Here is a 26288-nt window from a genome sequence, read left to right on the forward strand (position 1 = left end):
ATCGTGTCCGACCAGGTGAGCCGACGCCGACGAGCCGCCCCGGCGGCTCTCCTCCTCCTGGTGCCGCTCCTCGCGTTCATCCCGGCCGCGAGCGCGCCGATCGCGGCCGCTCCCGCGCCGCCCGCGGGCGCGCGCGGACTGTGGCCGGGGGAGTCCGTCACCGTCCGTGGGACACGGTCCATGATCATCGCCCCGGCCACGCCCACCTCGTCCGTGTCGCTGGCCGAGCTGGCGCACCTGGCCGACACGGCCGCGCTCCGCGTCGGAACGGTCCTCGGCGAGCCCGTACGCCCCCTCGTGGTCGTCCCCGCCTCCGCCGCCGAGGCGGCCCGCCTGGCCGGGACCGGCCCGATCGAGGGCCTCGCCGCGCTCGCCGACGGCGACCGGGTGCTCGTCGTCCCCGAGGTCTTCGCCCGCCTCAACCCCACCGGCAGGGACGTCGTCCTGGCGCACGAGCTCACCCACGTCGCCGCCGGCACCGACCGCCTCCCCATCTGGCTGTACGAGGGTTTCGCCGACTACGTCGGCTACCGCGACTCGGGACTGCCCGTACGGACGGCCGCCGCCGAACTGGCGGACGAGGTGCGCGCGGGACGCCTGCCCGCCGCACTCCCCGGCCCCGCCGCCTTCGCCGCCGACGGGAGCGACCCGGCGCGGCTCGCACGGGCTTACCAGGAGGCCTGGCTGGCGTGTCGCTTCCTCGCCGACCGCTTCGGCGAGGGGACTCTGGTACGCCTCTACCGTGAGGCCCGGGTGGACGGCGCCGACCGGGCACTCGCCGGGCTCGGGCTCTCCACGGCCACGCTGACGGCCCGCTGGCGCGCGTACGTGCGCGAACAGCTCGCGTGAGAGCGTGAGGGCGTGAGGGCGTGAGAGGGGGAGGCAGATGAGCGAACGCCGGCAGCCGGACGGCGCCAAGCCCGCCGGCGACGGCGGCGATCGGGCCGTGAGCGGCGCGCCCGCCTATGAAGGCGGCGATCGGGCCGTGAGCGGCGCGCCCGCCTATGAAGGCGGCGATCGGGCCGTGAGCGGCGCGCCCGCCTATGAAGGCGGCGATCGGGCCGTGAGCGGCGCGCCGGCCTATGAAGGCGGCGATCGGGCCGTGAGCGGCGCGCCTGCCTACGACGGCCAGGAGGAGGGCGGCGAGGTCCGCCTGCGCCGCCAGGCCGCGCTCGCGCTGGCCGTCCTCGCCGCTCTCGTCCTGGCCGTGGCCGCCCTCACCACCCCCTGGCAGGCGCTGCTGACCGCAGGGGAGCCGCCCGGCCCGGCCCGCGACTTCACCGCCGTCCAGCTCGCCCGCTCCCAGGCGTTCGACGCCGCGACGAGCCTGCCGAGCTACCTCTCCCTGGCCCTGACGGTCCTCGTCGCGGGCCTCCTGGTCGCCACCCCGCTCGGCGCGCGGGCGACCGGGTGGCTGCGCGGCCCGTGGTGGCTGCGGACGATCCTGGGCGTGGCGGTGATCGCCGCGGCCACGCTGGCGCTCCGCTGGCCCCTCGGCATGTGGTTCGAGACCGTCCTGCGCGAGTACGGCCTGTCCACCCAGTCCTGGCCGTCCTGGAGCGGCGACCGGCTGAAGAACGCGGCCGTCGAGGCGTTCCTGCTCGCCCTGACCATCACGGCGCTGGTGGCGCTGGCGCGCCGGTTCCGCCGCTGGTGGATCCCTGCGGCTGCGGGCGCGTTCGCCCTCACGGTGGCGGCCTCGTTCGTCTATCCCGTGGTGTTCGAGCCGATGTTCAACGACTTCACCCCCATGCGCGAGGGCCCGCTGCGTACGAGCCTGCTGGCGATGGCCGAGCGGGACGGCGTGCCGGTGGAGGACGTGCTGGTCGCCGACGCCTCACGCCGTACGACGGCGCTCAACGCCTACGTCTCCGGCTTCGGCGCCACCCGCCGCGTCGTCGTCTACGACACGTTGCTGCGCGCCCCGGAGGCGGAGGTGGAGCTGGTGGTCGCGCACGAGCTGGGCCACGCGAAGCACGACGACGTCCTCCACGGCACGCTCCTCGCCGGCCTGGGCGCGGCGCTGGGCGCCGTCCTGCTGTTCCTGATCTTCGACCTGGTACGCCGCCGCGCCGCCGTCCCCTCGATCGCCGACCCGCGCGCGGCCGGGGCGCTGATGGGCCTGATGAGCCTCGGCACCCTCCTCCTCGGCCCCGTCCAGAACGTGGTCAGCCGGCAGGTGGAGGCGCGGGCCGACCTGCACGCGCTGGAGTTGACGAGAGACCCGGAGACGTTCGTGGCCATGCAGAAACGCCTCGCCCTTTCCAACATTTCCGACTTGTCGCCCGATGCGGTGGAATATGTCCTCTATGCCTCCCATCCCTCCGGCCCCGAACGCATCGCCATGGCCCGCGCCTGGGCGCGACTGAACGGCGTCAACGCGCCGTGACCCACTCCGCACCAGATCCGGACACCAGGGTGGTCGTCGTCACGAACGACTTCCCGCCGCGGCCGGGCGGGATCCAGTCGTTCGTGCACGGGCTCGCGCTGCGCACGCCGGGCGTCGCGGTCTACGCCCCCGCCTGGCCGGGCTGCGAGGAGTTCGACCGGCGGCAGCCGTACCCGGTCGTACGGCACCCGACGCGGCTCATGCTGCCGACCCCCGACGTGGCGCGCCGGGCCGCCCGGCTGGTGGCCGAGCACGGCGCGCGTACCGTCGTCTTCGGCGCGGCGGCGCCCCTCGGCCTGCTCGCGCCGCACCTGCGCCGGGCCGGCGCGCGGCGCGTGGTGATGCTCACCCACGGCCACGAGGCGTCGTGGGCGAGCGCGCCGGGCTTCCGCGCCGTGCTGCGCAGGATCGGCGCGCACGCGGACGTGGTGACCTACCTCGGCGACTACACCCGCCGCCGGCTGGAGGCCGCGATCGCGCCCGGCAAGCTCGTCCGGCTGGCCCCCGGTGTGGACGCCGGGCAGTTCCGCCCCGGCCTGCCCGGGGCCGCCGTGCCGGGGCTCGCGGGCCGTCCCGTGGTGGTCTGCGTGTCGCGGCTGGTGCCGCGCAAGGGCCAGGACCGGCTCATCGCGGCCTGGCCCCGGGTGCTGCGGGCGGTGCCGGACGCCGTCCTGCTGCTGGTGGGCGGCGGGCCGTACCGGAGAAGGCTGGAGCGGCTGGCGGGCGGGCACCCCTCCATCCGCTTCACCGGCACCGTCCCGGCCGCGGACCTGCCGGGCTACTACGCGGCGGCCGACGTGTTCGCGATGCCGTGCCGTACCCGCTGGAACGGCGTGGACGTGGAAGGGCTCGGCATCGTGTTCCTGGAGGCGTCCGCGACGGGGCTGCCCGTGGTGGCCGGGGCGTCCGGGGGCGCGCCCGACGCCGTACGCCCCGGCGAGACCGGCCTGGTCGTGGACGGCGAGAACCCCGCCGAGATCGCCCAGGCCGTCGTCGAACTGCTCACCGATCCCGACAAGGCGCGCAAGATGGGAGTCAACGGCCGCGAGTGGATCACGCGGGAGTGGACGTGGGAGCAGGTGGCGGCCCGCTTCCACGCCCTCCTCTGACGGATCACCCCTTGGTCGCGCCCAGCGTCAGCCCGGCCACGAACTGCTTGTGCAGGAGCTGGAAGACGATCAGCGTCGGCAGCGCCACCAGCACCGAGCCGGCCGCCAGCAGGTTGTAGTCGGTGAAGAACTGGCCGCGCAGGTTGTTCAGCGCCGAGGTGACGGGCAGCTTGTCGCCCGACGACATCAGCACCAGCGCCCACAGGAAGTCGTTGTACATCCAGGTGAACTGCAGCGTGGCCAGCGCCGCCAGCACCGGCCGGCACAGCGGCATGGTCAGCCGCCAGTACCGTTTCCACACGCTCGCACCGTCCACCAGCGCCGCCTCGGTGATCTCCTCCGGGATCGTGCGCATGAAGTTCGCCATGACGAACACGCAGAAGCCGAACTGGAACGCCACGTGGACGAGGATCAGCCCGAGGTAGGAGTCGTACAGCGACTGCGAGTCCGACAGCCACGCGGGCAGCGGGACCATCGTGTAGAGCGTGTAGAGCGGCGTGATGAGCGCCTGCGGCGGCAGCAGGTTGCCCGCCGTGAACACGATCAGCAGCGTCCGGCGGCCGGGGATGCGCACCCGCGCGATCGCGAACGCCGTGAACGACGCCAGCAGCAGCGTGAGCACCAGGGCCGGGATCACGATGATCAACGTGTTGAGGTAGTAGCGGGGCAGCTCGGCCTGGCTCCACGCCTCACCGTAGTAGTCGAGCGTCAGCCGCTCCGGCAGTGAGAAGTAGCCCAGGCGGGCCGTCTCGTCGTACGGGCGCAGCGACGCGTACACCGCCAGCGCCAGCGGCAGCAGCCAGCCCAGCGCCACCAGCCCGAGGAAGACGTGCAGGAGGACGCGCAGCGGCCGCACCCGCGCGGCCGTCACCGCTCCTCCCCCCGGAACAGCTGCGACAGGTACGTCACGATGAACCCCAGCGAGATGACCAGCAGGATCACCGCGATCGCCGAGCCGAACCCGATCCGGCTGGCCTCGCCCACGATGTTCTCGGTGACCAGCACCGACAGCAGCTCCAATCCGTTCCTGCCCTTGTTGATGGCGTAGACGATGTCGAAGGCCCGCAGCGCCTCGATCACCGTGATCACCAGCACGATCACGTTGACCGGCCGGAGCGTCGGGAACACCACGCGGAAGAACGCCTGGCGCTCGTTCGCCCCGTCGATGGCCGCCGCCTCCTTCAGCGCCGGATCGACCGCCTTCAGCCCCGCCAGATAGATGATCATGACGTAGCCGACGTGCCGCCAGCCCGCCGCGACCATGACGACCCAGATGTTGACCGCCCGGTCGCCGAGCCAGTCCACGTGCAGGCCGCTGACCGCGTTCAGCACGCCGTAGTCGGAGGAGAAGACGAGCTGGGCGATGAAGCCAACGACGGCCAGCGACAGCACGACCGGCATGTAGAGCGCGCTCTGGTAGACGCGCGACATCCGCAGCCGCCGGTCCAGCAGCACCGCGCAGAACAGCCCGAACGGCGTGGCGACCAGCCCGAGGAAGGCCAGCCACAACACGTTGTTGCGGACGGCCGACCAGAACGGCGGGTACGTCCCGGCCAGATCCTCGTAGTTCCGGCCGCCGATCCACTCGATCGGGCCGATGCCGTTCCAGTCGGTGGCCGACAGGCCGACGCTGGCCAGCGTGGGCCCCCAGACGAGGCCCACGTTGACGACGATGGCCACCCCCAGCCCGGCGACCAGGACGGTCACGTCGCGGGCGGAGTAGCGACGGGTCTTCGCGCTCATCAGCGGAAGATGGTGGCCTTCTGCTTCTCGATGCTCGCCAGCAGCGGATCGATCTCGTCCGGTTTGCCGACGAACGACTGCAACGAGGGGATCATGACCGTGGAGGCGAAGTCCGGCCGCGTGTCGCGGTCGAGGAACTGGGCGATGTGCTTGGCCTGCGACACGAGCTCCGCGCCGCGCTTCTGCAGCGCGCTGTAGCCGGAGGTGTCGGCCTTGGAGTTGGAGGCGAGGGTGCCCGGATCGAGGCCCGTGGCGATGTTCTGGGACGAGGCCTGGGCGAGCTGCTTGATCAGCGCCTTGGCGCCGTCCACGTTCTTGGCCTTGGCCGAGACCATGTAGCCGTCGATGGGGGCGTCGATGGAGTCGGTGCCGTAGGCCGGGTTGATCTCGGGGAAGGTGAAGAAGTCGAGGTCGTCGCGGTCGGCCTCGGGGAACTGCTGGGCGACGAACATCCCGAGCAGGTACATCCCGGTCTTCTTCTGCGCCAGCGACTGCGCGGCCTCCTGCCAGGTGCGGCCCAGCGCCGCCGGCTGGTGGTACTCCATCAGCCCCCGCCAGGTGTCGAACACCTGCCGGACCTTCGGGTCGGTCCACGACTGCTTGCCCTGCATGAGCTGGATGTGGAAGTCGTAGCCGTTCGTCCTCATGTTGAGGATGTCGAACGTACCCATGGCCGGCCATCCGTCCTTGTCGGCGAACGCGATCGGGATCAGCCCGTCGGCCTTCATCTTCCCGGCCAGCGCGGTGAGCTCGTCCAGCGTCTTGGGCGGCTGGTAGCCCTTCTCCTCCCAGACGCTCTTGCGGTAGAAGACGGCCCACGGGTAGTAGGTGGACGGCACGAAGTACTGCTTGCCGTCCACGCCGGTCGACTGGTCCTTGAACGCCTGCGTGAAGTCGCCGCCGATGTCGCGCCACACGTCGGAGATGTCCAGGGCGAGGCCCTGCTCGGCGAAGAACTGCATGCGGTAACCGGCGAACCAGGTGAACACGTCGTCCGGCGTGCCGCGCAGGTAGCGGTTGATGTTCTCCTGGAACGTGTTGTGGTCGACGGTGTTGACCTTGACCGCGCCCTGCGTGAACGCCTTGATCTGGGCCTCCAGCGACTTCTTCGGCACCTCGTCGGAGGCGTTGGAGCCCAGGGTGACGGTGCCGAGGCCGCCGGAGGACGAGCCGCCGGGAGCGGGGGAGGGGCTGCCGGATCCGCAACCGGCGAGAATGGCCGGGACGCCGAACGCGGCGGCGCCGAGGAACAGAGAACGACGGGTTAACGGCGGCCGATGGTCCATGTGAGGTCCTCCTACCCGAACCTTCAGATTCCCCCGACTTCGCGCACTTTCATACATCGAAAAGCCAACATTTCCCACTTGTCAAAGCACGATTTCATGACAAAGCCCCCACATCGCAGCTCGGGTCCGGCCGTACGCACACGAAAGGGCGGGCCCGCTCACCGCGAACCCGCCCTTCGAGACGCCCTTGTGGATCAGGCGGCTTCCAGCCTCCGCTGAATGCCGACCAGCACGCCTAGCATCTCCTGCTGCGTCTCCTGCACCACCCCGAGCCGGCTCTCGACCGCGCCGAGCCGGCTGTCCACCGTGTCGAGCCGGCTGTTCACCGCGTCGAACTTGCCCTCGAACTTGGCGTCCATGACCTTGATGCGCGAATCGAGGATCTGGAGCTGGGCGTCGACCGACGAGAACCTGAGCTCGACCTTGGCGTCGAGGCTCTTGAGCCGCCTGCCGACCCCGTTGATGCGCTCGGTGAGGTCCTGCGCCAGCTCGCGCTGATCCGCCCGGATCTGAATGAGCTCGTTCTCCAGAGCCGTGGTGAACGCGGGGCCTGCTTCCTTGATGTCCATGCTGTTCTCCCTTACCGTGAGGTAAGGGACCGGGGATGGTACAGATTCCCGGTCCCGTTTTCTTTGCCGCGAGAATACCCCGGAAGGGACGGCGAGAAAGCCGGAATCGAAAGAAGATTCCCCTGGTCAGACGGCATATAGCCGATTAAATCGGAATTTGAGTGCCGCCGTCAGGTGCCCGCTCCCCGGCTCACCTCGATCCAGGAACGACTCCACACAGGTAGGTGGATTCCTCCAGCAAGCGCGGCGTCATCGTGATCCCGGTGAGGCGCTCGGCCAGGAGGAACGCCGGTCCTTCGTGGGGGCCGGCGACCGCGTGGCCGGCGGAGTCGATCCGCTCCAGGATCTCTACGAGTTCGTCCGGCTTCTCCTCCGAGTAGCTTTCATGGGGCCTGAACAGGAACTCGATCTTCCCGTCCTTGACCCAGTGGGAATAACCTTCCTCGTGCGCGAACTCGAACCGGATCTTCCCGTCGTCGATCCAGTAGAAGTAGTCCATGTCATCGACGTCGAGGTAGAAGTGGGAGACGAGACGGGTGCCCGCCGACAACGGCATGATGATCTCTTCGGTGACGCCGAGCCCGCTGCAGGCCTCGACGAGGAGCACCCAATCTCCGACGGCGACGGCTCCGAAGGTCTGCCGCCGGATCAGCCCATCAAGCGTCACGCGGGAGCAGTCCTCAACCCGGACGCCGAGTCGGGTCACCACTTCCTCAGGCGTCAGGCCGCGGACGTAGGTGAAGCAGTAGGCGTCCGCCAGGCCGGGAAAGCGCTCGGGGGAGAACCAGGAGTAGTCGTCAGGAGTCGCGATCATCTCGTCATGCTCGCAGCACCCACCGACACGACAAGCGCCATTTCAGCAGAGCGGACTGCCAGGCCAGTGCTGCGGCGAGTCCGGTCGCATCCGCCTGGACGACCCTCGGCAGCCCTCCGGCCCCGGCCATCTCCAGGGTGACCGACCGCCGGCCTCATCATGCCCGCCGGCCCGGCGAGCTCGACCAGCGTCAGATCACGCAATGCCGGGGCCGGATCAGTGCCCGCCGTACAGCTCCTCGATCTGCCCGGCGAAATCACGCATGACGAGGTTGCGCTTGACCTTGAGCGTCGGCGTCAGGTGCCCGCTCTCCTCGGTGATGTCCTGCTCCAGGATCGCGAACTTCTTGATCTGCTCGGCCTTCGACACCGACTGGTTCGCCCGGTCCACCGCGGCCTGGACTTCGGCCAGCACCTCGGGGTCGGTACGCAGCTCGGCGACCGTCCGCCCGGCGGGCACCGCCTCCGGGTCCAGGGTCACGAGGGCGGCCACGAAGGGACGGCCGTCGCCGACGACCATCGCCTGGGAGATCAGCGGATGGGCCCGCAGCAGGTCCTCCAGCGGCCCCGGCGCGACGTTCTTGCCGGCCGCCGTCACCAGGATCTCCTTCTTGCGCCCGGTGATCCGCAGGTAGCCGTCGTCGTCCAACTCGCCCACGTCGCCCGTGCGGTAAAAGCCGTCGGCGTCCAGGGCCTCGGCGGTCGCCGCCTCGTTCTTCCAGTAGCCGGCGAAGACGTTGCGCCCCTTGGCCAGCACCTCGCCGTCGTCGCCGATGCGCAGCGTGACGCCGGGCAGCGGCTTGCCCACGGTGCCGATCTTGTTGGCGCCCGGGATGTTGACCGAGCACGGCGCGGAGGTCTCGGTGAGGCCGTAGCCCTCGAAGACCTCGATGCCGACGCCCTTGAAGAAGTGGCCGAGCCGCTCGCCCAGCGCCGACCCGCCCGACACGGCGGCGGTCAGCCGCCCGCCGGTCGCGGCGCGCAGCTTGGAGTAGACGAGCCGGTCGAAGACGGCCTTGCGCAGCCGCAGCCCGAGCGGCGCGCCCCCGGCGCTCTCGGCCCGGCTCCAGGCCACCGCCACCTCGACGGCGCTGGCGAAGATCTTGCCCTTGCCGCCCGCGATGGCCTTCTGCTCGGCCCCGTTGTAGACCTTCTCGAACACGCGCGGCACGCCCAGCAGGAACGTCGGCCGGAAATCCTGCAGGTCGGGGGCGACGTTCTTCATGTTGGGGGTGTGCGCCATGATCGCGCCCGCCTCGACGAGCACCACCTGGATCATCCGCGCGAAGATGTGCGCCAGCGGCAGGAACAGCAGCGCGGCCGGCTCCTTGCGGGAGAACAGCGGCTCCAGCGGCCCCCGCAGCACGTTGAGCGCGGTGAACAGCAGGTTGTCGTGCGTGATCCGGCAGCCCTTGGGCCGGCCCGTGGTGCCGGAGGTGTAGACGATCGTGGCGAGGTCGGCGGCGCAGACGCGGCCGCGCCGCTCGTCCACCTCGGAGGCGGGCACGTCGGCGCCGAGCGGCGGCGCGTCGACGCGCCAGACGGACTTCAGCTCGGGCGCGGCCTCGCGCACCGTCTCCTCGTGCGCGTCCAGCTCCACGAACGCGGCCTTGGCCTCGCTGTCGGAGAGGATCCAGCGCACCTGGTCGGCCGAGGAGGTCTCGTAGATCGGCACCGTGACCGCGCCGATCGACCAGATCGCGTAGTCGACGAGCGTCCACTCGTAGCGGGTGCGGGACATCAGCGCCACCCGGTCGCCGTGCTCCACGCCGGCCGCGATCAGCCCGCGGGCCACCGCCACGACCTGGTCGCGGAACTCCGACGCGGTGACCGCGGGCCACCCCGCGTCGGTCTTGCGGCGCATGACGACGACGCCGGGCTCCTGCTCGGCCCGCCGGAAGACCGTGTCGGCCAGGCCGGCCGAGGCAGGCACGTCGACCAGGATCGGGACGCTGTACTCGCGCACGGATCAACTCCTCTTCGAAGGACGCCTGGACGTTATCGCGTTAAGTTACGCGCCGGTAGCCTCGCAGGTCACGTCGTCATGGAGGCGTTATGAAGGGCATTCATCACGCTAGCAGCCACCGCTCGTAAGATTCCCCTCATGCGGGTCCATGTGGTGAGCGACGTCCACGGCAGGGCCGATGCCCTCGCCGTCGCCGGGCAGGGCGCCGACGCGCTGATCTGCCTCGGCGACCTGATCCTGTTCATCGACTACGACGACCACGCGCAGGGCATCTTCGCCGACCTGTTCGGCCGCGAGAAGGCCGCCGAGTTCATCGGGCTGCGCACGGCCAAGCGGTTCGACGAGGCCAGGGCCATGTCGGCGGCCCTGTGGGCGACGCTCGACGGCGACCCGCGCGAGCACATCGAGCGCAACGTCCGCGCCCAGTACGCCAGTCTGTTCGCCGCCATGCCCACCCCCGCCTACCTCACCTACGGCAACGTGGACCTGCCCCGCCTGTGGGCCGACTACCTGCGCCCCGGCCACCAGGTGCTCGACGGCCAGAGCGTGGAGATCGGCGGGCTGCGCTTCGGGTTCGTGGGCGGCGGGCTGAAGACGCCCTACCGCACCCCCAACGAGATCAGCGACGAGGAGTACGCCGCCAAGGTCGAGGCGGTCGGCGAGGTGGACGTGCTGTGCTGTCACATCCCGCCCGCCCTGCCCGAGCTGCTCTACGACGTCGTGGCCCGGCGCTTCGAACGCGGCAGCGAGGCCACGCTGGAGGCCATCAGGCGCACCCAGCCCCGCTACGCGCTCTTCGGCCACGTCCACAACCCGCTGCACGCCCGCGCCCGGGTGGGCCGCACCGAATGCGTCAACGTGGGCCATTTCCGGGGGAAGGGCGTTCCCTTCATCCTCGAATGGTGACCTGACCGGTACGGTGTCCTCATGGCTGATCGCACCACTTCGAGCATCACCATCGACGCCGCTCTCGCCGACGTCATGGCGGTCATCGCCGACTTTCCCCGTTACCCGGAGTGGGCCGGGTCGATCAAGAACGCCGAGGTCCTCGGCACGGGTGACGACGGCAGGGCGAGCAAGGTCCGTTTCGTCCTGGACGCCGGCATGATCAGCGACACCTACACCCTCGGCTACACCTGGGACGGCGACGACGGCGTCTCCTGGGAGATCGTCGATCCCGGCAGGATGGTCTCGCAGCTGCGCGGAAGTTACCGCCTCGCCGCCTCGGGCAGTGGCACCGGCGTGACGTACGAGCTGGCCGTCGATCTCAGCGTGCCGATGATCGGCATGATCAAGCGCAAGGCGGAGAAGGTGATCGTGGACACCGCGCTCAAGGGCCTCAAGAAGCGCGTCGAAGGCCGCTGAGGTGAACCCCAGGGTCCTGCTGTTCACGGGAAAGGGCGGCGTGGGCAAGACCACCGCCGCCGCGGCCACCGCTACCCTCGCCGCGAGCAGGGGCTTGAAGACGCTCGTCGTCTCCACCGACACCGCGCACTCGCTGGCCGACGCGCTCGCCGTCGAGCCCGGCGAGGTGGCGCCCGGCCTGCACCTGCACCAGGTCGACACGCAGCGGACGCTGGAGCGGCACTGGGGCGAGCTGCAGGACTACGCGAGGGGCGTGCTGTCGGAGCTGGGCCTGGACGAGGTCACCTCCGAGGAGATCACGGTGCTGCCCGGCGCCGAGGAGGTCATCGCCCTGCTGGAGCTGCGCGAGCACGCCCGCTCCGGCCGCTGGGACGTCATCGTCGTCGACTGCGCGCCCACCGCCGAGACGCTGCGCCTGCTGGCCCTGCCCGAGGCGCTCGACTGGCATGTCAACCGGCTCCTGCCGATCGGCCGCCGGCTGGTGCGGCTGGTCGCGCCGTTCGTGCGAGGCGTGGCCAGGGTCAGCGCGCCCGGCGAGGAGGTCATGAGCGCCGGCGAGCGCTTCCACCGCGGCCTCATGGAGGTGCGCGAGCTGCTCACCGGCGATCAGGCGTCCGTCCGGCTCGTGCTCACGCCCGAGTCGGTGGTGCTGGCCGAGGCCCGGCGCACCCTCACCTCGCTCAACCTGTACGGCTACCGCGTCGACGGCGTCATCGCCAACCGCGTCTTCCCGCCGGGCGGCGCCGACGAGTGGCGCACCCAGTGGGTGGCGGCGCAGACGCGGCTGCTGACCGAGGCGGAGCAGTCGTTCGCCCCGCTGCCCGTCCACGTCGTCCCCTACCTGCCCGCCGAGCCCGTCGGCAGGGAGGCGCTGACCGAGGTCGGCGCGCGGCTCTACGGCGAGAGCGACCCGTTCGCGCCGCCCGCCAGCCCTCCGCCGCTGCGCATGAGCGCCGACGAGCTGACCCTCGACCTGCCCGGCGCCGACCGCGCCGACGTCGACCTGGCCCGCAAGGGCGACGAGCTCATCGTCACGGCGGGCCCCTACCGCAGAATCCTCGCCCTGCCCGTCGCGCTCGCCCGCAGGAAGATCAGCGGGGCGGCGCTCCGCGACGGTGTGCTGCGGGTAGCGTTCAGCCCGGGGAGCGAATCCGGCTCCTGAGGAGTTGAGGAGGATGAGCGACCCCGCAGGCAGGGCCGCCGGTTCAGGGAGGGCCAGATGACCGAGAGCAACGACAGGGATCCGATCGGCACCGTCGCCGACGAGGCGCGCAAGCTGTTCGACTCGATCCAGGGGCGCGCCACGCGCCAGGTCGGCAAGCAGGTGTTCAACTCGTTCACCGGCGGCGGCCGGAGGGAGCGCGACGTGTGGGAGGAGGCCGTGTCCGACCCCCACGACGAGTACGTCTGCCGCGCCTGCCCGCTCTGCCGGGCGATCGCCGACCAGCGGGAGTCCGGCTCCGCCGCCTCCGCCGCCGACGTGACCGGTCACCTGATGGCCGCGGGCGGTGAGCTGTTCGCCGCCGTCCGGGGCGCGCTCGACGCGCTGAGCCGCCCCGCCCCGCAGAGCGGCACCAGGACGGACCCCCGGAGGGAGCCGCGGCAGGACGACCGGGCCGGCCGTGACGACGTGGAACACATAGATCTGGGATAGGGAGAACGACGGGCATGCTCACGATCGGTGTCGACATCGGCGGGACCAAGGTCGCCGCGGGTGTGGTCGACGACCAAGGGAAGATCGTCGAACACACGCTGCGGCCCACCGCCGCCGACCGCCCCGACCTGGTGGCCGACACGGTGGCCGACGTCGTTCGCGAGCTGTCCGCGGGCCGGCGGATCGAGGCGGTGGGCGTGGGCGCGGCCGGATTCGTGGACGAGACCCGCTCGGTCGTGCGCTTCGCCCCCAACCTCGCCTGGCGCGAGGAGCCGCTGCAGAAGAAGATCAGCGACATGGTCGGCCTGCCGGTCGTCATCGAGAACGACGCCAACGCCATGGCCTGGGGCGAGACCAGGTTCGGCGCCGGACGCGGCCAGTCCCACGTGGTCTGCGTGACGCTCGGCACCGGCATCGGCGGCGGCCTGGTGTTCGACGGCGCGCTCTTTCGCGGCCGGTGGGGCATGGGCGCCGAGCTGGGCCACATGCAGGTCCAGCCGGGCGGCCGGCCGTGCGGCTGCGGCAACATCGGCTGCTGGGAGCAGTACGCCAGCGGCCAGGCCCTGGTCAAGGAGGCCAGGGAGCTGGCCGGCGCCGAGCCGGAGCGGGCCTCCGTCCTGCTCGGGCTGGCCGGCGGCAGGATCGACGGCGAGGAGATCACCGAGGCCGCCCGCCGGGGCGACGAGGTGGCGCTGCGGGCGTTCGCGTCCTTCGCCGACTGGCTCGGCCAGGGCATGGCCGACCTCGCCGCGGTGCTCGACCCCGGCTGCTTCATCGTCGGCGGCGGCGTGTCCAGGGCCGCCGACCTGTTCATCGACCGGGCCCGCGAGTCCTTCGCCGCCCGGCTCACCGGGCGCGGGCACCGGCCGCTCGCCGACATCAGGCTGGCCGAGCTGGGCGCCGCGGCCGGCGTCGTCGGCGCCGCCGACCTGGCCAGGCAGCGCTAGCGGCCCGTCCGTGACGGTCCGGATCGGCACGTACAACCTGCACGGGCTGCGCGACAGCCTGCCCGCGCTCACGCGCGTGATCGCCGGCCTGCGGGCCGACGTGCTGTGCGTGCAGGAGGCGCCCAGGTTCGGCCGGTGGCGGGCCAGGCGGCGCGCGCTCGCCGCCGCGGCGGGCATGCGCCTGGCCACCCCCGGCCGGCTCGGCGGCGTCGCCGTGCTGACCGGGCCACGGGTACGCGTGCTGGAGGCACGCAGCCACGCGCTGCGCGTCTTCCTCGGGCTGGAGCTGCGCGGGCTCGCGATCGCCGTGGTGGAGGCCGGCGGGGCGCGGCTCGCGGTCGGCTCGCTCCACCTCGACCTGCACGACCCGGCGCGGGTGCATCACGCGGCCGAGGCGGTGGCGCTGATGGAGCGGGCGGCGGCGCCGTACGGGGCGGCGATCGTGCTCGGCGGCGACGTCAACGAGCGGCCGCACCAGCCGGCCTGGCGTTACCTGGCCGGGCGGCTGTCCGACTGCCACGAGGCGGCGGCGTCCCCTCTCGCGTCAGGAGGGTTGACGTTCCCGGCCGCGCGGCCCTCGGCGCGCATCGACGGGGTGTTCGCCGCGCCCGAGGCGCGGGTCGTGTCCTGCGGGGGAGCGGACGCCGCCGCGGCCGACCTCGCGGCCGCCAGCGATCACCTGCCGGTGGTGGCCGAGCTGTGCCTCCCCGGCGGCTGAGGACAGCACCAGGGGGCGCCCCGAAGGGTACATACGGGGACAAACAGGGGCATCCGGGCGCCCGAGTCGGGCACCGGGCGGGCGGGGACCGACGGCCAGCCCGTAGCATTTGTTCATGACCCGTCGCTCTCGGCGGCGTGCGCTCTTTCTGATCTTGGCGACGTCCGTGGCCTTGCCGCAGGTCACGCCCGCCGCGCATGCCGATCCTCGCAGCCCCGCCGCGATCGAGGCGTGGCAGCAGTCGACCAGCGTGCGCCTGCAGGCCGACGGCTCGCTGTCCGACGTGCTCGCCGTCTCCTCCGGCGACGTGTGGGCGGTCGGCCAGCAGCAGATCTGGGACGTGTGGAAGAACCGCGGCACCATCCGCCACTGGGACGGCTCCCAGTGGAGCGAGGTGGCCATCCGCGACGCCACGGCGGCCGGCAACCTGCGCAGCCTCGCCGCGGCCGGCCCGTCCGACGTGTGGGCGGTGGGCGACAGCCACGACGGGCTGCCCTACCTCGCGCACGGCGACGTGACCGGTTTCGACCGGGTCCGCCCGCAGGGGCTGCGCTCGGGCGACTGGCTCGGCGGCGTCGACGCCAAGGGCGCCAAGGTCGTGGCGGTCGGCAGCCGCGAGAAGCGCGCACTCGTGCTCACCGGCCAGAACGGCGCCTGGACGGTGCAGCAGCTCAAGGACAAGGGCGCGCTCTACGCGGTGGCGGGCGGCTTCGCCGTCGGCGACACCGGCACCGAGCCGCTCATCGCGCACAACTCGGGCGGCACGTGGAAGCCGATGCCGCTGCCCTCGATCCCCGGCGGCTACCTCCGCGACATCCAGACCGACAACGCCAAGCGGGCGGTCGCGGTCGGCGGCGTCTACAGCGGCCCCGGCGACATCGCGCCGCTCGTGCTCGTCTGGAACGGCAAGCGCTGGAAGCGGCAGAGCCTGCCCGTCACCGGCGCCCGGCTCTACGGCGTGACCGGCGACGGCAAGGGCCGCTACTGGATGACCGGCTACGACCCCGACCGGGCGGCCGAGCCGTTCGTGGCGCGCTGCGAGAAGGGCTCGTGCTCGATCATCCGGGGCGGCGCCGACAAGGGCCGCAGCAGCGTGCGTCTCCAGGCCGTCACCTACCTCGCGGGCAAAGGCGCGGTGTGGGCGGTCGGGCACGCGGTCGACACCTCCGACCGCTACACCGACGTCGTGGAGTCGTTCGCCCCCAAGACCACGGCCGCCTCCACCGCCGCCCGGACGAGATCCTGAGCCGGCGGCGCGACCGCCTGCGCTGTCAGAGCACCGCGCCGTCGTCCCAGCCGGAGTCGTTGGACGGCGGACCGTCACCCATGCGCACCACCAGCGCCACGAACCCGCCGATGAACGCCGCCACCGCCGTGAACAGCGCCCACCCCTCCATGTGCCAGTTCGCCATGGCGGCGATCAGGAGGTAGGCGGGGCCGCCGAACAGCGCCACCCACGCCACCTTCGTCGCCAGGTCGACCTTGGGCAGCGGCGGGGGCGGCGGCGGCACGTAGTGCCCCTCCTCCTCGCCGTCCTCGCCCTCGTCGTTCTTGTCCTCGGGCTCGTCGAGGTCCTCTTCGAGCTCCTCCGAGGGTTTCACCACCCGCCGGGTGGGCTCCGCGGGGACGTTCTCGCTGTCCGGCCATGGCTGGTCGGCCGAGTCGCGCTCGGCGGTGTCGTTGAAGGACGCGACGATCTGCCGCCAGACCTCGTCCTCGTCACTCTGGGGCGTCACCTAGATGGGCCTCTCCACAGTGATCGCGACTTCCCCCTGGGTGCGATCAGTCCCTCTGCAAGGGTACCGAGGCATGTGTCCGGATGAAGTCGAGGCTGCCGGCAAAGATCGTGTCGGCGTCGTTGTCGAGCGTCGCAACATGATAGCTATCGGTAAGCTCCTCGATCGTGGCGTGCGGGACCCTCCTGCGGATGATCGCCACACTCGTAGGCTTCACCACGTGGTCGTCCACGCTGCGGTAGACCAGCAGCGGCTGCGTCACCTTCGCCAGGTCGGCCTGCACCAGTGCCCACAGGCCGGGCAGCGAGGCCGCCGCCTTGACCGGGGTGCGGGCGTAGGCCAGCTCGCGCGCGCCGGCCTTCTTGACGTCGTTCGCGACGCCGGGCACCGACGGCACGAACCACTTCAGCAGCGGCGCCAGCCGCAGCAGCGGGACGTCGCTGGCGATGGACGGGTTGACCACGACCGCACCCCTGACGGCCGGGCCGTGCACCTCGGCGAGCCGCAGCGCCAGGCAGCCGCCGAGCGACAGCCCCGCCACGAACACCTCGGCGCAGCGCCCCTGGAGGTCCTCGAACGCCTTCTCCACCTCGGCGTACCAGTCTTCCCAATGGGTGCGGTTCATCTCCTGCCAGCGCGTGCCGTGGCCGGGCAGGCGGGGCAGCGAGACGCTGAGCCCGTGCGCCGCGAGGAACTCCGCCCATGGCCGCAGCGACTGCGGCGTGCCGGTGAACCCGTGGCAGAGCAGCACGCCGACTTGGCCTCCGTCGTGGTGGTAGGGCTCCGCGCCTGGCATGAGCGGCATAACAGCTCCTCCATGCAGTTTCATTCCAGCTGTTCATCCTGGAACGGCCCGATCGTCGCACGTTCAAGGGTGTTTGTGCGAGAGCTGGTGTAGTTGCAAGGCGCTCGGGATGGGAAGATGACTCTGCCCACGGACAAATTTGCTGGAAAAGAGGTGCCGGAGTGTTCTACTGGGTGGTCAAGGCCATCTTGGGGCCGTTCCTCCACCTCGTGTTCAGGCCGTGGGCCGAGGGCGTCGAAAACGTGCCCAGAGAGGGCGGGGTGATCCTGGCCGGCAACCACCTGTCGTTCGCCGACCACTTCTTCGGACCGCTCCAACTCAAGCGCAAGGTCATCTCGCTCGGCAAGTCCGACTACTTCACCGGGCGCGGCATCAAGGGCTTCTTCACCAGGCTGTTCTTCAGCGGCGTCGGCACCGTGCCGATCGACCGCTCCGGCGGCAAGGCCAGCGAGGCGGCGCTCCGCACCGGCCTGCGCATCCTGCGTGAGGGGCACATCCTCGGCATCTACCCCGAGGGCACCCGTTCGCCCGACGGCCGGCTCTACAAGGGCAAGACCGGCGTCGCCCGGCTGGCGCTGGAGTCGCGGGCCCCGGTCATCCCCTGGGCGATGGTCAACACCTACGAGATGATGCCGCCGGGACGGCCGCTGCCCAAGCTCGGCATCCGGCCCGGCGTCAGGTTCGGCAAGCCGCTCGACTTCTCCCGCTACTACGGCATGGAGGACGACCGGCTCGTGCTGCGCGCGGTCACCGACGAGATCATGTACGCCCTGATGGAGCTGTCCGGCCAGGAATACGTCGACAAGTACGCCGTCAGCGCCCGTATCGAGATGGAGCGGGCCGCCCGAGCGACCGGCGCGGCCCAGCAGTGAACTGACGGTAGCGGATCGGTGGCGTAGAGTGATGTGCGCTGTCCTGAGCCGAGGAGACCGCATGCTCGACCAAGCCCGTCCCGTCGTCCTGCTGCTGGCCAGGATCGCCCTCGGGGTGATCTTCCTGGTGCACGGCTACCAGAAGTTCGCGACCATGGGGATCGCGGGCACGGCCGAGTTCTTCGCCGCCGCCGGCATCCCGCTGCCCGGGCTGGCCGCGCCCGCCGTGGCCGCGCTGGAGGTGGCGGGCGGCCTCGCGCTCGTGCTCGGCGCGGCGCTGCCGATCGCGGGCGCGCTGCTCGCGCTCGACATGATCGGCGCGATCGTCTTCGTCCACGGCCCGCACGGGCTGACCGGCGACGGCGGCTACGAGTTCGTCCTGGCGCTGGCCGCCGGGAGCCTCGCGGTCGGCTTCACCGGCGGCGGCGCCTTCGCCCTCGACAACGCGCTGACCCGCCGCCGTCGCACCCAGCCCGTCATCACCTGAGCCGTTCTGAGCCGTTCTGAGCCGTTCCACGGCCGCGCCCGCCGGTCAGGTGAGGTGGGCGCGGATCTGCTCGATGTGCTGCGGCGTCGTACGGCAGCAGCCGCCGATGAGTGACGCGCCCGCCCGCTGCCACTCGGCGGCCGCCTGCCCGAACTCCACCGGATCGGCGAGCCCCAGCCAGCGCCGGTGACCGGCGTCCCAGCTCTCGCCCGAGTTGGGATAGACCACGACCGGCAGGCCGCCCTGGAGAGCCGCGATCAGCGCGGGCATGTGGCGGGGGGCCGTGCAGTTGACGCCGACGGCGACCACCCGCGCGTTGCCCGCGAACAGCGCTGCGGCCTCACGGATCGGGGTGCCGTCGTTCAGCCGCTCGCCGTCGCGGCACGAGAAGCTGACCCAGGCCCGGACGCCGGGCGTGTCCTCCAGCAGCCGGGCCAGGGCCCGCGCCTCCGGGTAGGAGGGGATGGTCTCGCAGGCCAGCAGGTCGGCGCCGGCGGAGGCGAGGACGTCCCACCGGCGGCGGTGCCAGGAGTAAAGAGCGTCCTCGTCGAGGTCGTAGTCGCCGGTGTACTCGGCGCCGTTGGCCAGGAAGGCGCCGTACGGGCCGACGGACGCCGCCACCAGGCCGCGCCCGGCCGCGTCGCGGGCCTGCCTGGCCAGCTCCACCGACAGCCTGATCAGCGCCTCCGCGCGGGCGGCGTCGATGCCGTGGCGGGCGAAGCCCTCGAACGTCGCCTGATAGCTGGCCGTCGTGGCCACGTCGGCGCCCGCCGCGAAGTAGTCGGCGTGCGCCTGGCGGATCAGCTCGGGGCGTTCGAGCAGCAGGCGGGCCGACCAGAGCTCGTCGCTGAGGTCGGCGCCGAGGCGTTCGAGGTGGGTGGACAGGCCGCCGTCCAGGACAAGTGTGGTCACCCGTACAGGGTATTTGCGCCGGAGGCACCTCCGGCGCAAACCCAGCATCGCGTGCTCACGGCGGCGTTCCGCTCAGGAGCGTTTCCAGAAGGGGCCCCGGCGCGGGGCCTCCGGCGGGACGGGCGGGGAGCCGAGCAGGGCGGTCAGCGACGCGACGGCGTGGTCGTGGAGCGCGCGGGCGTCGGCGCCCGGCCGCTCGGCCGCCTCCAGGTCGCGGGCCAGCGCCTCCAGCCGCTCCTCGCCGCCCAGGTACGCCGCCAGCGCCGCCAGCCGCGTCCCGAGGTCGGCCAGGTAGGCCAGGTCGGGCGCCGGCAGGGCCCTGAGCCGGTCCAGCTCGGCGGCGAGCTGCGGACGCACCGCCTCCAGCCCCTGCGTACGGCGCGGCGCGGGCCGCGACTTGCCCCGCCCGCGCAGACCGCCCGCGGGCGGACCGGCCGGGAAGGGCGCCCTCGGCGGCGGCATCGGCGGCCGCCCGGGGAAGCCGGGCCCGCCGGGACCTCCGCCAGGAGCGCCGGGCCCGCCGCCGCCCGGGGCGGCCGGGCCGGGGGTGAGGAAGTCAGGGACGTCCAGGTCGTCGAAGCCCCCGGCCACCCCCAGCGTCGGCTCCGGCGCCCGCATCCGGGGAGCGGAGGGCGGCATGGCCATCAGGGCCGCCGCCGCGAAGGTGCCGCCCGCCGGCGGGACCGGCGAGTCCCATCCGCTCGGCGGCTCGACCGGCTGGATGACGTGGTGCTCGGGCTCGCCGCCGGCGACCTGGCGGGTGTCCACGGCCACGTATGCCGTGAAGCGGCACAACACGCCGTTGTCCAGCGAGACCCGTACGATCCGGGACTCGAGGTCGTGCTCGCCCATGGCGTACCGGTCCTCGAGCTCGCGCAGGTGCGCGCGGGCCCAGACGGCGCGCAGGGCGGGGGCGTCCACCGGCACGCCCTCGACCCGCTCCTCCCACGGCCCGCCCGCGGCCACGCCGCGCACGGTCACCGCCGAGCCCTCGCGGCACCGCCCGTACACGCGCAGCGGCACGCCGGGGAAGATCGAGCCGAGGTGGGTGACGGTGTCAGGCTCGGCGTCCAGGCCGTCGAGCGACAGGTCCGTGACCAGGGGGGCGCCGATGCGGCGGTGGATGTGCTCCATGGCGGCGTCGAGGCGGTCCTCCGACTCGACCAGCTCGCACCGGCCCGCGCCGAGCCCGGCCAGGCGGCCGAGGAAGCCGGCGTTCACGGCCCGGTCGATGCCGACCGCGTGCACCCGCATGGCCGAGAGCGCGCCGCCCGCCTGCTCCAGGATCTGGTCCTCGTTGCCCACCTGGCCGTCGGTGACCAGCACCACGACCCGCTCCCGCCCGGCCTCGCCGCCGCCCAGCAGCGCGACGGCCTGGCGCAGCGGCTCCAGCAGCTCGGTGCCGCCGCGGGCGTCCACGCGGGCCAGGTGCTCGACGGCGCGGTAGCGGTTGCGGTCGGACGCCTCCGCCAGCCCCTCGAAGGCCCGCTCCACCACCGAGTCGAACGTCAGCACCGCGAAGCGGTCCTGCGGCGTCAGCGTGTCCACGATGCGTGCGGCGGCGCGGCGCGCGGCCACCATCTTCCAGCCGCCCATGCTGCCCGACCGGTCGAGCAGCAGCACCAGGTCGCGCGGCGTGCGGGTGGCCTGCAGCGGCGGCGGCACGACGGTGAGCGCGAACGTGCCGGCCTCTCCGTCGCTACCCCTGTGGAGCTGGAGCGACGTGGACGCCTCGAACGACAGGCGCAGGACGAAGTCGCGGTCCAGCCGCTCGCCGGGCTTCAGTCGTACGGTGTTGCCCTCCTCCTCCACGACGTGGAGGCTGGAGGCCAGCTCGCGCAGCTCCAGCCCGGCGGCGTCCACGGTCGCGGCGAGCGACAGGCGCACCGGGTGGGGGAAGCCGGGCAGCAGCACCGGCGGCGTGATCCGGGAGGCGTCCGGCACGGCGCCGGTGTCGGGCGCGACGCCGCCGCCCGCGGGCGGCCCGTCGATCGGGTCGCCGGGGATGTAGCGCGGCGCGACGACGAGCGGGAAGCGGAAGGTGGCCGCGCCGTCCTCGTACGGCAGCGGCTGGCTCAGCGTCAGCCGCACCGAGACGCGCTCGCCGGGCAGGATGTTGCCCACCCGGATGGTGAAGACGTCGGGACGGTCCTCCTCGGCGATGGCCGCCCGCCTGCCCTCGCGCAGCGCCCGGTCGTAGTCGGCCCTGGCCTGCGCCCGTTCCTTGAGCACGCCCTCGATGACGCGGTCGTCGGCCTCCATGCGGAAGCCGGTCACGGCGGCCCGGTCGGGCAGCGGGAAGACGTAGGTGGCCTCCAGCGTGACGTCGTACGGGTTGCGGAAGCCCTGCGTGACCTCGACCCCGGCGATCAGGCCCGAGATGTCCGCCGCGACGTCCACGCTCTCCAGCGGCAGGTTGCCGCGCTCCGTCAGCAAGGCGCCGAACCCGGCCTCCGGCACCGGCAGGCACCGGGCGGGCTCCAGCGAAGTGATCTTCATGTCAGCTTCCTCTCCATAAGCACCGCGAGCAGCGGGCCCGCCGCCGCCAGCACCGCCTGGACGTCCTCTTCCGACGGGACCCGGCCGCCGTCCCACACGAGCCGGACCCCGCCTCCCAAGCTGATCCCCGTCACGACCACCGGATCCCCGGCCGCCGCGGGCGTGCTCCCGGAGCCGGCCGCCGGCCGCTCCGCCCAGAACCGCCCGCGCCCGCCCGGCGCCCCGTCGGCGGACGCGACAGGCGGAGGGACAGAGGGGGCGACCGGGGGAGAGGCCGAGGGAAGAACCGGAGGCTGGGCCGGGGAAGGGACCGCGGGATAGGCCGGGGGATGGGTCGCGGGATGGGCCGGGAGGGACGCCGTCTCCTCCAGGGTGTGGTCCGTCGCCCCCGCGAGCGCCGCCTGGATGTCGGCGATCGAGCGTCCCGCCGCCTGCAGGCGCTTGACGGCGACGAGCTGCAGCAGGTGCCGCCGCCCGTAACGGGCGACGCGGCCGCGCCGGGTGAGCGGCGGGTCGAGCAGCCCGATGGTGGTGTACCACCGGATCAGCCGTTCCCCGGGCACGTCGCGGACCCGCCCGCTGAGCGGCGCGGCGCCGTCGCGCAGTGCGCGCGCCGCGTGCTCGGCCAGCTCGCCGATGGTCCAGGTCTCGCTCATACCTCAACAATGACACTGTCACTATTGCAGTGTCAATGTTAGGCCGCCGCCGAGCTGGGCAGGGGGACAGACGTTGCCGATTGATGGCAAGTAGCAACAAAACCGACGGATGGGGAGGAATCTCGATAATGGCCACGATCAAAGGTCCGCTCTCGGACGACGCCAGGAACACCGTCGCCGAGTGCCTGCAAGGCGCGCTGATCGACCTGATCGACCTGTCGCTGGTCGGCAAGCAGGCGCACTGGAACCTCGTGGGCAGCCACTTCCGCTCGGTCCACCTCCAGCTCGACCAGGTCGTCGCGCTCGCGAGGACGCACATGGACACGCTCGCCGAGCGTGCCGTCGCCCTCGGGATCAACCCCGACGGCCGGGCCGCCACCGTCGCGAAGGCGACCAAGCTGGCCCAGCTGGAGAGCGGCTGGCTGGAGGACGGCAAGGTCGTCGCGACCATCACGGACTGCCTGGGCGGGATCAGCAAGCGCATGTACGAGCGCATCCGGCAGACCGAAGAGGCCGACCCGGTGACCCAGGACCTGCTCATCGCCGCGGTCCAGGAGATCGACAAGCAGCACTGGATGTTCCAGGCGATGACCTGAGCGGAGCACGGCATGCCCGGAGCCCGGGGACCGAGGAAGCGGCCCCGGGCTCCGCGCGTGACCGCCCCCTGGCGAGGTTTGCGCAGAGTTTGAACTCGCGAATCCCTGCCATTCATGTCCGTGCGGTCCACTAGCGTGGCACCTAGAGGGAGGCCCCACGATGTCCCACAAGACTCTCCTCCGCACGGGCCCGCTCATGCAGGGCGGCACCAGCCCGTACGGACCGCTCGGCCTGCCGGACGCCGAAGGTCTCGCGCTGCCCTCGGGGTTCACCGGCCGGGTGGTGGCCCGCAGCGGCGACAAGGTCGCCGGGCTGACCTGGCACGCCGCGCCCGACGGCGGCGCCTGTTTCCCCGACGGCGACGGCTGGATCTACGTGTCCAACTCCGAGCTGCCGCTGCTCGGCGGCGCGTCGGCGCTGCGCTTCCGCGCCGACGGCACGGTGGGCGACGCCTACCGCATCCTGTCCGGCACCGACCTCAACTGCGCGGGCGGCGCCACGCCGTGGCACACCTGGCTGTCGTGCGAGCTCGGCCACCGCGGCCGGGTCTTCGAGTGCGACCCCTACGGCGCGCGGGCCGCGCGGCCCCGCCTCGCCATGGGCCGCTTCCGGCACGAGGCCGCCGCCTGCGACCCCGAGCGGCGCGTGGTCTACCTCACCGAGGACGAGCCGGACGGCTGCTTCTACCGCTTCAGCCCCTCCGACTGGGGCGACCTCACCGAGGGCACGCTGGAGGTGCTGTGCGGCTCCGGGCAGTGGCGGGTGGTGCCGTCGCCCGCCGGGCTGCTGCGGGAAACCCGCCACCAGGTGGCCGACGCGCGCCGCTTCGACGGCGGCGACGCCTGCCACTACGCGGGCGGGGTCTGCTACTTCACCACCAAGGGCGACGCCGGCCTGTGGGCCTACGACGGGCAGACCGCCGCCCTCGACCGGCTGTGCGAGGGGGTGCGCACCATCACGGCCGCGCCCTCCGGCGACCTCTACGCGGCCCGGCGCACCACCCAGATCGACGTGATCGCCCCCGACCGGGAGGTCACGCCGTTCCTGCGGCTGGAGGGGCAGGCCGGGGTGGAGCTGACCGGCCTCGCGTTCTCGCCGCGCGGCGACCGGCTCTACTTCTCGGCCAGGCGCGGCCGGGCGGAGGGCCGCACGTTCGAGGTCGCTGGCCCCTTCCGAGCCTGAGAGCCCCGCGGGAGGCTCACAGGTCGAGCGTCCACCACTGCTCGTTGACCTCGACGCCGTTCTCCGTGCCCTTCTCCTCCGCCGTCAGCCGGAAGCCGGCCGCCTCGTAGATGCGCCGCGCGCTCACCAGGCAGTCGCGCGTCCACAGCGTGATCCGCCGGCGGCCGTCGGCCCTGGCGTGCCGCAGGCACTCCTCGACCAGCCGCCGCCCGATGCCCATGCCGCGCGCGGACGGCTCGACCAGCAGGATCCGCAGCTTCGCCTGGCCGTCGTCCTCGCGCACGTAGAAGACGCAGCCCACGCGCTCGCCGCCGGCCTCGGCGATCCAGCCGGCGTCCTTGGTGAAGTCGAGGCCCGCGACGATGCCGGCGACGGTCTGCTCGAAGGCGGTGCCCCAGCCGTACTCGCGGCTGTAGAGGTCGGCGTGCCGCTGGACGACCCAGCCGAGGTCGCCGGTGCGCGGCGGCCTGATCACGTACGGCTCCGGCCGGGGCTCCCCGTCCGACAGCAGCGACCTGATCGTGGCCATGCCGCCGACCAACCGCCCCTGGTCGGCCTCCGGCAGCCCGGACAGCAGCCGCTCGATCTGCTCGGCCGAGCGCCGGTCGAGGTCGGCGTACGTGGCCGAGCCCTTGTCGGTGAGACGGACGACCTGCTTGCGCGCGTCGGAGGCCGAGCGCTCGCGCCGGATCAGCCCCTCGGCGTCGAAGCGGGTGAGGATCCTGCTGAGGTAGCCGGCGTCGAGGTCGAGCAGCGAGCGCAGCTCCCCGGTCTCCATCGGCTCGGCGTGGGCCAGCTCGAACAGCACCCTGCCCTCGGTCAGCGAGTACGGCGAGTCCAGCATGCCCGCCCGCAGCACGCCGATCAGCTGGGTGTAGAAGCGGTTGAAGGCCCGGACCTCAGAAACCCTTGCTTGCGTCAACGAATCCATTGCCACAGTCAACCATGATTGGATGGGAGCTGTGAAGCTCCTGCGCATCGGCGGCTACGGCCCCGGCATCCTCACCTTCGGCGGCGACAGCGACGGGCGCTTCGGCCGCGAGGGTGACCTCACCCGGGTCGCCGCGCCGTCGTTCCTCGCCGTCCATCCCACGCTGCCGGTGCTCTACGCCGTCGGCGAGCTCGAACGCGGCTGGCTCACCGCCTTCGCCGTCCGCGACGACGGGCTCGCGCCCCTCGACGAACGGCCCAGCGAGGGCTCCAGCCCGTGCCACGTGGCCGTGGACCCGTCCGGCACGCTGCTCGCCGCCACCAACTACGGCGACGGCACGGCCGTGCTCTACCGGCTCGACGCGCGGGGCGCGTTCGAGGGCGAGCCGATCGCGCTGCGCCACGAGGGCTCCGGCCCCGACCCGGAGCGCCAGGAGGGCCCGCACGCCCACGAGGCCGTCTTCCACGACGGCGTGCTGCACGTCTCCGACCTCGGCACCGACGAGATCCGGCGCTACCTGCCCGACGGCACGCCGCTGGAGCCTCTCACCCTGCAGCCCGGCACCGGCCCGCGCCACTTCGCCTTCGCCGGGGGCCGCCTCTACGTCGCGGGCGAGCTCGACGGCACCGTCACCATGATCGAGGAGGACGGCCGGCGCACCGTCGCGCCCGCCTCCCGCGTCGCCGGCGTCGCCAACGCCCCCTCCCACCTCCAGCTCGACGGCGACCACGTCTACGTCGCCAACCGCGGCCCCGACACCGTCACCGTGCTGAGCGCCGCGGACCTCGCGCCGGTGGCCGAGGTGCCCTGCGGCGGCGCGTGGCCGCGCCACTTCGCCATCGACGGCGACCGGCTCTACGTCGCCAACCAGCACTCGGGCACGGTGACCGTCCTCGCGCTGACCGGCGGCGTGCCCGAGCTCACGGGGGAGTCGTACGCGGCGGAGAGCCCCGCCTGCGTGCTGGTGGGCTGATTCTCCGCCGAGAGGGTTCGGCGTTTGGTCTAGACCACTGGCGGGGGATGTGGGCAGAATGCGAGCTGAATACTGAGGT

Annotated in this window: 27 protein-coding genes; 15 read left to right on the forward strand and 12 right to left on the reverse strand. The window is 72.4% G+C overall.

All coding sequences use genetic code 11. The features are described from left to right. The first annotated feature begins 3 nt into the window (after nucleotides 1–3). From ABD292_RS34060 to ABD292_RS34070, 3 genes are read left to right on the forward strand one after another with little or no spacing between them, the layout of a single operon-like run. Nucleotides 4–849: a hypothetical protein gene (locus ABD292_RS34060; protein ID WP_344214661.1), complete on the forward strand. Its 846-nt coding sequence runs from the start codon at nucleotides 4–6 to the stop codon at nucleotides 847–849. A 37-nt stretch (nucleotides 850–886) separates the two neighbouring features. Beyond that, nucleotides 887–2389 carry a M48 family metallopeptidase gene (locus tag ABD292_RS34065; RefSeq protein ID WP_344214663.1) on the forward strand — a complete coding sequence of 501 codons (1503 nt, stop codon included), beginning with the start codon at nucleotides 887–889 and terminating at the stop codon, nucleotides 2387–2389. Beyond that, nucleotides 2386–3498, forward strand: a complete 1113-nt coding sequence (locus ABD292_RS34070) for a glycosyltransferase family 4 protein (protein WP_344214665.1) — start codon at nucleotides 2386–2388, stop codon at nucleotides 3496–3498. The genes ABD292_RS34065 and ABD292_RS34070 overlap by 4 nt, the downstream gene beginning before the upstream one ends. Before the next feature lie 4 nt (nucleotides 3499–3502). On the opposite strand, the gene ABD292_RS34075 is transcribed toward ABD292_RS34070, so the two are convergent. The 6 genes from ABD292_RS34075 to ABD292_RS34100 all read right to left on the reverse strand — a co-directional run bounded on the left by ABD292_RS34075 (nucleotide 3503) and on the right by ABD292_RS34100 (nucleotide 9875). Then, nucleotides 3503–4369, reverse strand: coding sequence for a carbohydrate ABC transporter permease (locus ABD292_RS34075; protein WP_344214667.1), 867 nt, complete (start codon nucleotides 4367–4369; stop codon nucleotides 3503–3505). After that, nucleotides 4366–5241 carry a carbohydrate ABC transporter permease gene (locus tag ABD292_RS34080; protein WP_344214669.1) on the reverse strand — a complete coding sequence of 292 codons (876 nt, stop codon included), beginning with the start codon at nucleotides 5239–5241 and terminating at the stop codon, nucleotides 4366–4368. Before ABD292_RS34080 ends, ABD292_RS34075 begins: the two co-directional genes overlap by 4 nt. Further along, entirely contained in the window at nucleotides 5241–6527 is a 1287-nt protein-coding gene (locus ABD292_RS34085) for an ABC transporter substrate-binding protein (RefSeq protein WP_344214671.1), read from the reverse strand. The genes ABD292_RS34080 and ABD292_RS34085 overlap by 1 nt, the downstream gene beginning before the upstream one ends. A gap of 194 nt (nucleotides 6528–6721) precedes the next feature. Beyond that, a complete protein-coding gene (locus ABD292_RS34090) occupies nucleotides 6722–7096 on the reverse strand; it encodes a hypothetical protein (RefSeq protein WP_344214673.1) in 375 nt (124 codons plus the stop codon). A 190-nt stretch (nucleotides 7097–7286) separates the two neighbouring features. Further along, the gene (locus ABD292_RS34095; RefSeq protein WP_344214675.1) at nucleotides 7287–7910 is read right to left on the reverse strand and encodes a DUF6461 domain-containing protein; all 624 of its coding nucleotides are present in this window, start codon (nucleotides 7908–7910) and stop codon (nucleotides 7287–7289) included. Between the two features lie 216 nt (nucleotides 7911–8126). Beyond that, nucleotides 8127–9875, reverse strand: coding sequence for an AMP-dependent synthetase/ligase (locus ABD292_RS34100; protein ID WP_344214677.1), 1749 nt, complete (start codon nucleotides 9873–9875; stop codon nucleotides 8127–8129). Nucleotides 9876–10013: 138 nt separating this feature from the next. Here ABD292_RS34100 and ABD292_RS34105 point away from each other — a divergent pair, with 138 nt between their 5' ends. From ABD292_RS34105 to ABD292_RS34135, 7 genes are all read left to right on the forward strand, one after another. After that, nucleotides 10014–10781 (forward strand): metallophosphoesterase family protein, encoded by a 768-nt coding sequence (locus tag ABD292_RS34105; protein ID WP_344214679.1) that lies wholly within the window; start codon nucleotides 10014–10016, stop codon nucleotides 10779–10781. Between the two features lie 21 nt (nucleotides 10782–10802). Next, on the forward strand, nucleotides 10803–11240 hold the full coding sequence (locus tag ABD292_RS34110) for an SRPBCC family protein (RefSeq protein ID WP_344214681.1): 438 nt from the start codon (nucleotides 10803–10805) through the stop codon (nucleotides 11238–11240). A gap of 1 nt (nucleotide 11241) precedes the next feature. Further along, a complete protein-coding gene (locus ABD292_RS34115; RefSeq protein ID WP_344214683.1) occupies nucleotides 11242–12402 on the forward strand; it encodes an ArsA family ATPase in 1161 nt (386 codons plus the stop codon). A gap of 57 nt (nucleotides 12403–12459) precedes the next feature. Next, nucleotides 12460–12894, forward strand: a complete 435-nt coding sequence (locus tag ABD292_RS34120) for a DUF5304 family protein (RefSeq protein ID WP_344214685.1) — start codon at nucleotides 12460–12462, stop codon at nucleotides 12892–12894. 14 nt (nucleotides 12895–12908) lie between these two features. Next, nucleotides 12909–13841, forward strand: coding sequence for an ROK family glucokinase (locus tag ABD292_RS34125; protein ID WP_344214687.1), 933 nt, complete (start codon nucleotides 12909–12911; stop codon nucleotides 13839–13841). Nucleotides 13842–13851: 10 nt separating this feature from the next. Then, the gene (locus ABD292_RS34130; protein ID WP_344214689.1) at nucleotides 13852–14559 is read left to right on the forward strand and encodes an endonuclease/exonuclease/phosphatase family protein; all 708 of its coding nucleotides are present in this window, start codon (nucleotides 13852–13854) and stop codon (nucleotides 14557–14559) included. A gap of 115 nt (nucleotides 14560–14674) precedes the next feature. Then, on the forward strand, nucleotides 14675–15805 hold the full coding sequence (locus ABD292_RS34135) for a hypothetical protein (protein ID WP_344214691.1): 1131 nt from the start codon (nucleotides 14675–14677) through the stop codon (nucleotides 15803–15805). Nucleotides 15806–15830: 25 nt separating this feature from the next. Here the strand turns inward: ABD292_RS34135 and ABD292_RS34140 are convergent, their stop codons facing one another. Next, nucleotides 15831–16295 (reverse strand): hypothetical protein, encoded by a 465-nt coding sequence (locus ABD292_RS34140; RefSeq protein ID WP_344214693.1) that lies wholly within the window; start codon nucleotides 16293–16295, stop codon nucleotides 15831–15833. Nucleotides 16296–16341: 46 nt separating this feature from the next. Beyond that, on the reverse strand, nucleotides 16342–17100 hold the full coding sequence (locus ABD292_RS34145) for an alpha/beta hydrolase (RefSeq protein ID WP_344214695.1): 759 nt from the start codon (nucleotides 17098–17100) through the stop codon (nucleotides 16342–16344). 161 nt (nucleotides 17101–17261) lie between these two features. Here ABD292_RS34145 and ABD292_RS34150 point away from each other — a divergent pair, with 161 nt between their 5' ends. Next, nucleotides 17262–17972, forward strand: a complete 711-nt coding sequence (locus ABD292_RS34150) for a lysophospholipid acyltransferase family protein (RefSeq protein WP_344214697.1) — start codon at nucleotides 17262–17264, stop codon at nucleotides 17970–17972. A 61-nt stretch (nucleotides 17973–18033) separates the two neighbouring features. Next, complete coding sequence (locus ABD292_RS34155) at nucleotides 18034–18459, forward strand: DoxX family protein (RefSeq protein WP_344214699.1); 426 nt, start codon at nucleotides 18034–18036, stop codon at nucleotides 18457–18459. 45 nt (nucleotides 18460–18504) lie between these two features. Here ABD292_RS34155 and mmuM read toward each other — a convergent pair whose 3' ends face one another. From mmuM to ABD292_RS34170, 3 genes are all read right to left on the reverse strand, one after another. Then, nucleotides 18505–19371 carry a homocysteine S-methyltransferase gene (gene mmuM / locus ABD292_RS34160; RefSeq protein WP_344214701.1) on the reverse strand — a complete coding sequence of 289 codons (867 nt, stop codon included), beginning with the start codon at nucleotides 19369–19371 and terminating at the stop codon, nucleotides 18505–18507. Nucleotides 19372–19443: 72 nt separating this feature from the next. Next, nucleotides 19444–21870, reverse strand: coding sequence for a VIT domain-containing protein (locus ABD292_RS34165; RefSeq protein WP_344214703.1), 2427 nt, complete (start codon nucleotides 21868–21870; stop codon nucleotides 19444–19446). After that, nucleotides 21867–22526 (reverse strand): helix-turn-helix domain-containing protein, encoded by a 660-nt coding sequence (locus ABD292_RS34170; protein WP_344214705.1) that lies wholly within the window; start codon nucleotides 22524–22526, stop codon nucleotides 21867–21869. The genes ABD292_RS34165 and ABD292_RS34170 overlap by 4 nt, the downstream gene beginning before the upstream one ends. A gap of 128 nt (nucleotides 22527–22654) precedes the next feature. On the opposite strand from ABD292_RS34170, the gene ABD292_RS34175 reads away from it, so the two are divergent. Both ABD292_RS34175 and ABD292_RS34180 read left to right on the forward strand, forming a co-directional pair. After that, the gene (locus tag ABD292_RS34175) at nucleotides 22655–23122 is read left to right on the forward strand and encodes a Dps family protein (RefSeq protein ID WP_344214707.1); all 468 of its coding nucleotides are present in this window, start codon (nucleotides 22655–22657) and stop codon (nucleotides 23120–23122) included. Between the two features lie 160 nt (nucleotides 23123–23282). Next, on the forward strand, nucleotides 23283–24305 hold the full coding sequence (locus ABD292_RS34180) for an alkaline phosphatase PhoX (protein WP_344214709.1): 1023 nt from the start codon (nucleotides 23283–23285) through the stop codon (nucleotides 24303–24305). 16 nt (nucleotides 24306–24321) lie between these two features. On the opposite strand, the gene ABD292_RS34185 is transcribed toward ABD292_RS34180, so the two are convergent. Further along, the gene (locus tag ABD292_RS34185) at nucleotides 24322–25236 is read right to left on the reverse strand and encodes a bifunctional helix-turn-helix transcriptional regulator/GNAT family N-acetyltransferase (RefSeq protein WP_344214711.1); all 915 of its coding nucleotides are present in this window, start codon (nucleotides 25234–25236) and stop codon (nucleotides 24322–24324) included. Between the two features lie 22 nt (nucleotides 25237–25258). On the opposite strand from ABD292_RS34185, the gene ABD292_RS34190 reads away from it, so the two are divergent. Beyond that, nucleotides 25259–26209: a lactonase family protein gene (locus tag ABD292_RS34190; RefSeq protein ID WP_344214713.1), complete on the forward strand. Its 951-nt coding sequence runs from the start codon at nucleotides 25259–25261 to the stop codon at nucleotides 26207–26209. The last annotated feature ends 79 nt before the right edge of the window (nucleotides 26210–26288 follow it).

Source organism: Nonomuraea bangladeshensis (assembly GCF_039529455.1).
Taxonomy (GTDB): Bacteria; Actinomycetota; Actinomycetes; order Streptosporangiales; family Streptosporangiaceae; genus Nonomuraea; species Nonomuraea bangladeshensis.

Bases quoted from the DNA above. Each gene is read 5' to 3' on its own strand.
- ABD292_RS34165 (WP_344214703.1), bottom strand. From the start codon at position 21,870: ATGAAGATCACTTCGCTGGAGCCCGCCCGGTGCCTGCCGGTGCCGGAG.
- ABD292_RS34080 (WP_344214669.1), bottom strand. From the start codon at position 5,241: ATGAGCGCGAAGACCCGTCGCTACTCCGCCCGCGACGTGACCGTCCTG.
- ABD292_RS34125 (WP_344214687.1), top strand. From the start codon at position 12,909: ATGCTCACGATCGGTGTCGACATCGGCGGGACCAAGGTCGCCGCGGGT.
- ABD292_RS34135 (WP_344214691.1), top strand. From the start codon at position 14,675: ATGACCCGTCGCTCTCGGCGGCGTGCGCTCTTTCTGATCTTGGCGACG.
- ABD292_RS34120 (WP_344214685.1), top strand. From the start codon at position 12,460: ATGACCGAGAGCAACGACAGGGATCCGATCGGCACCGTCGCCGACGAG.
- ABD292_RS34155 (WP_344214699.1), top strand. From the start codon at position 18,034: ATGCTCGACCAAGCCCGTCCCGTCGTCCTGCTGCTGGCCAGGATCGCC.
- ABD292_RS34090 (WP_344214673.1), bottom strand. From the start codon at position 7,096: ATGGACATCAAGGAAGCAGGCCCCGCGTTCACCACGGCTCTGGAGAAC.
- ABD292_RS34180 (WP_344214709.1), top strand. From the start codon at position 23,283: ATGTCCCACAAGACTCTCCTCCGCACGGGCCCGCTCATGCAGGGCGGC.
- ABD292_RS34065 (WP_344214663.1), top strand. From the start codon at position 887: ATGAGCGAACGCCGGCAGCCGGACGGCGCCAAGCCCGCCGGCGACGGC.
- ABD292_RS34190 (WP_344214713.1), top strand. From the start codon at position 25,259: ATGGGAGCTGTGAAGCTCCTGCGCATCGGCGGCTACGGCCCCGGCATC.
- ABD292_RS34170 (WP_344214705.1), bottom strand. From the start codon at position 22,526: ATGAGCGAGACCTGGACCATCGGCGAGCTGGCCGAGCACGCGGCGCGC.
- ABD292_RS34145 (WP_344214695.1), bottom strand. From the start codon at position 17,100: ATGCCGCTCATGCCAGGCGCGGAGCCCTACCACCACGACGGAGGCCAA.
- ABD292_RS34095 (WP_344214675.1), bottom strand. From the start codon at position 7,910: ATGATCGCGACTCCTGACGACTACTCCTGGTTCTCCCCCGAGCGCTTT.
- ABD292_RS34185 (WP_344214711.1), bottom strand. From the start codon at position 25,236: ATGGATTCGTTGACGCAAGCAAGGGTTTCTGAGGTCCGGGCCTTCAAC.
- ABD292_RS34105 (WP_344214679.1), top strand. From the start codon at position 10,014: ATGCGGGTCCATGTGGTGAGCGACGTCCACGGCAGGGCCGATGCCCTC.
- ABD292_RS34085 (WP_344214671.1), bottom strand. From the start codon at position 6,527: ATGGACCATCGGCCGCCGTTAACCCGTCGTTCTCTGTTCCTCGGCGCC.
- ABD292_RS34175 (WP_344214707.1), top strand. From the start codon at position 22,655: ATGGCCACGATCAAAGGTCCGCTCTCGGACGACGCCAGGAACACCGTC.
- ABD292_RS34110 (WP_344214681.1), top strand. From the start codon at position 10,803: ATGGCTGATCGCACCACTTCGAGCATCACCATCGACGCCGCTCTCGCC.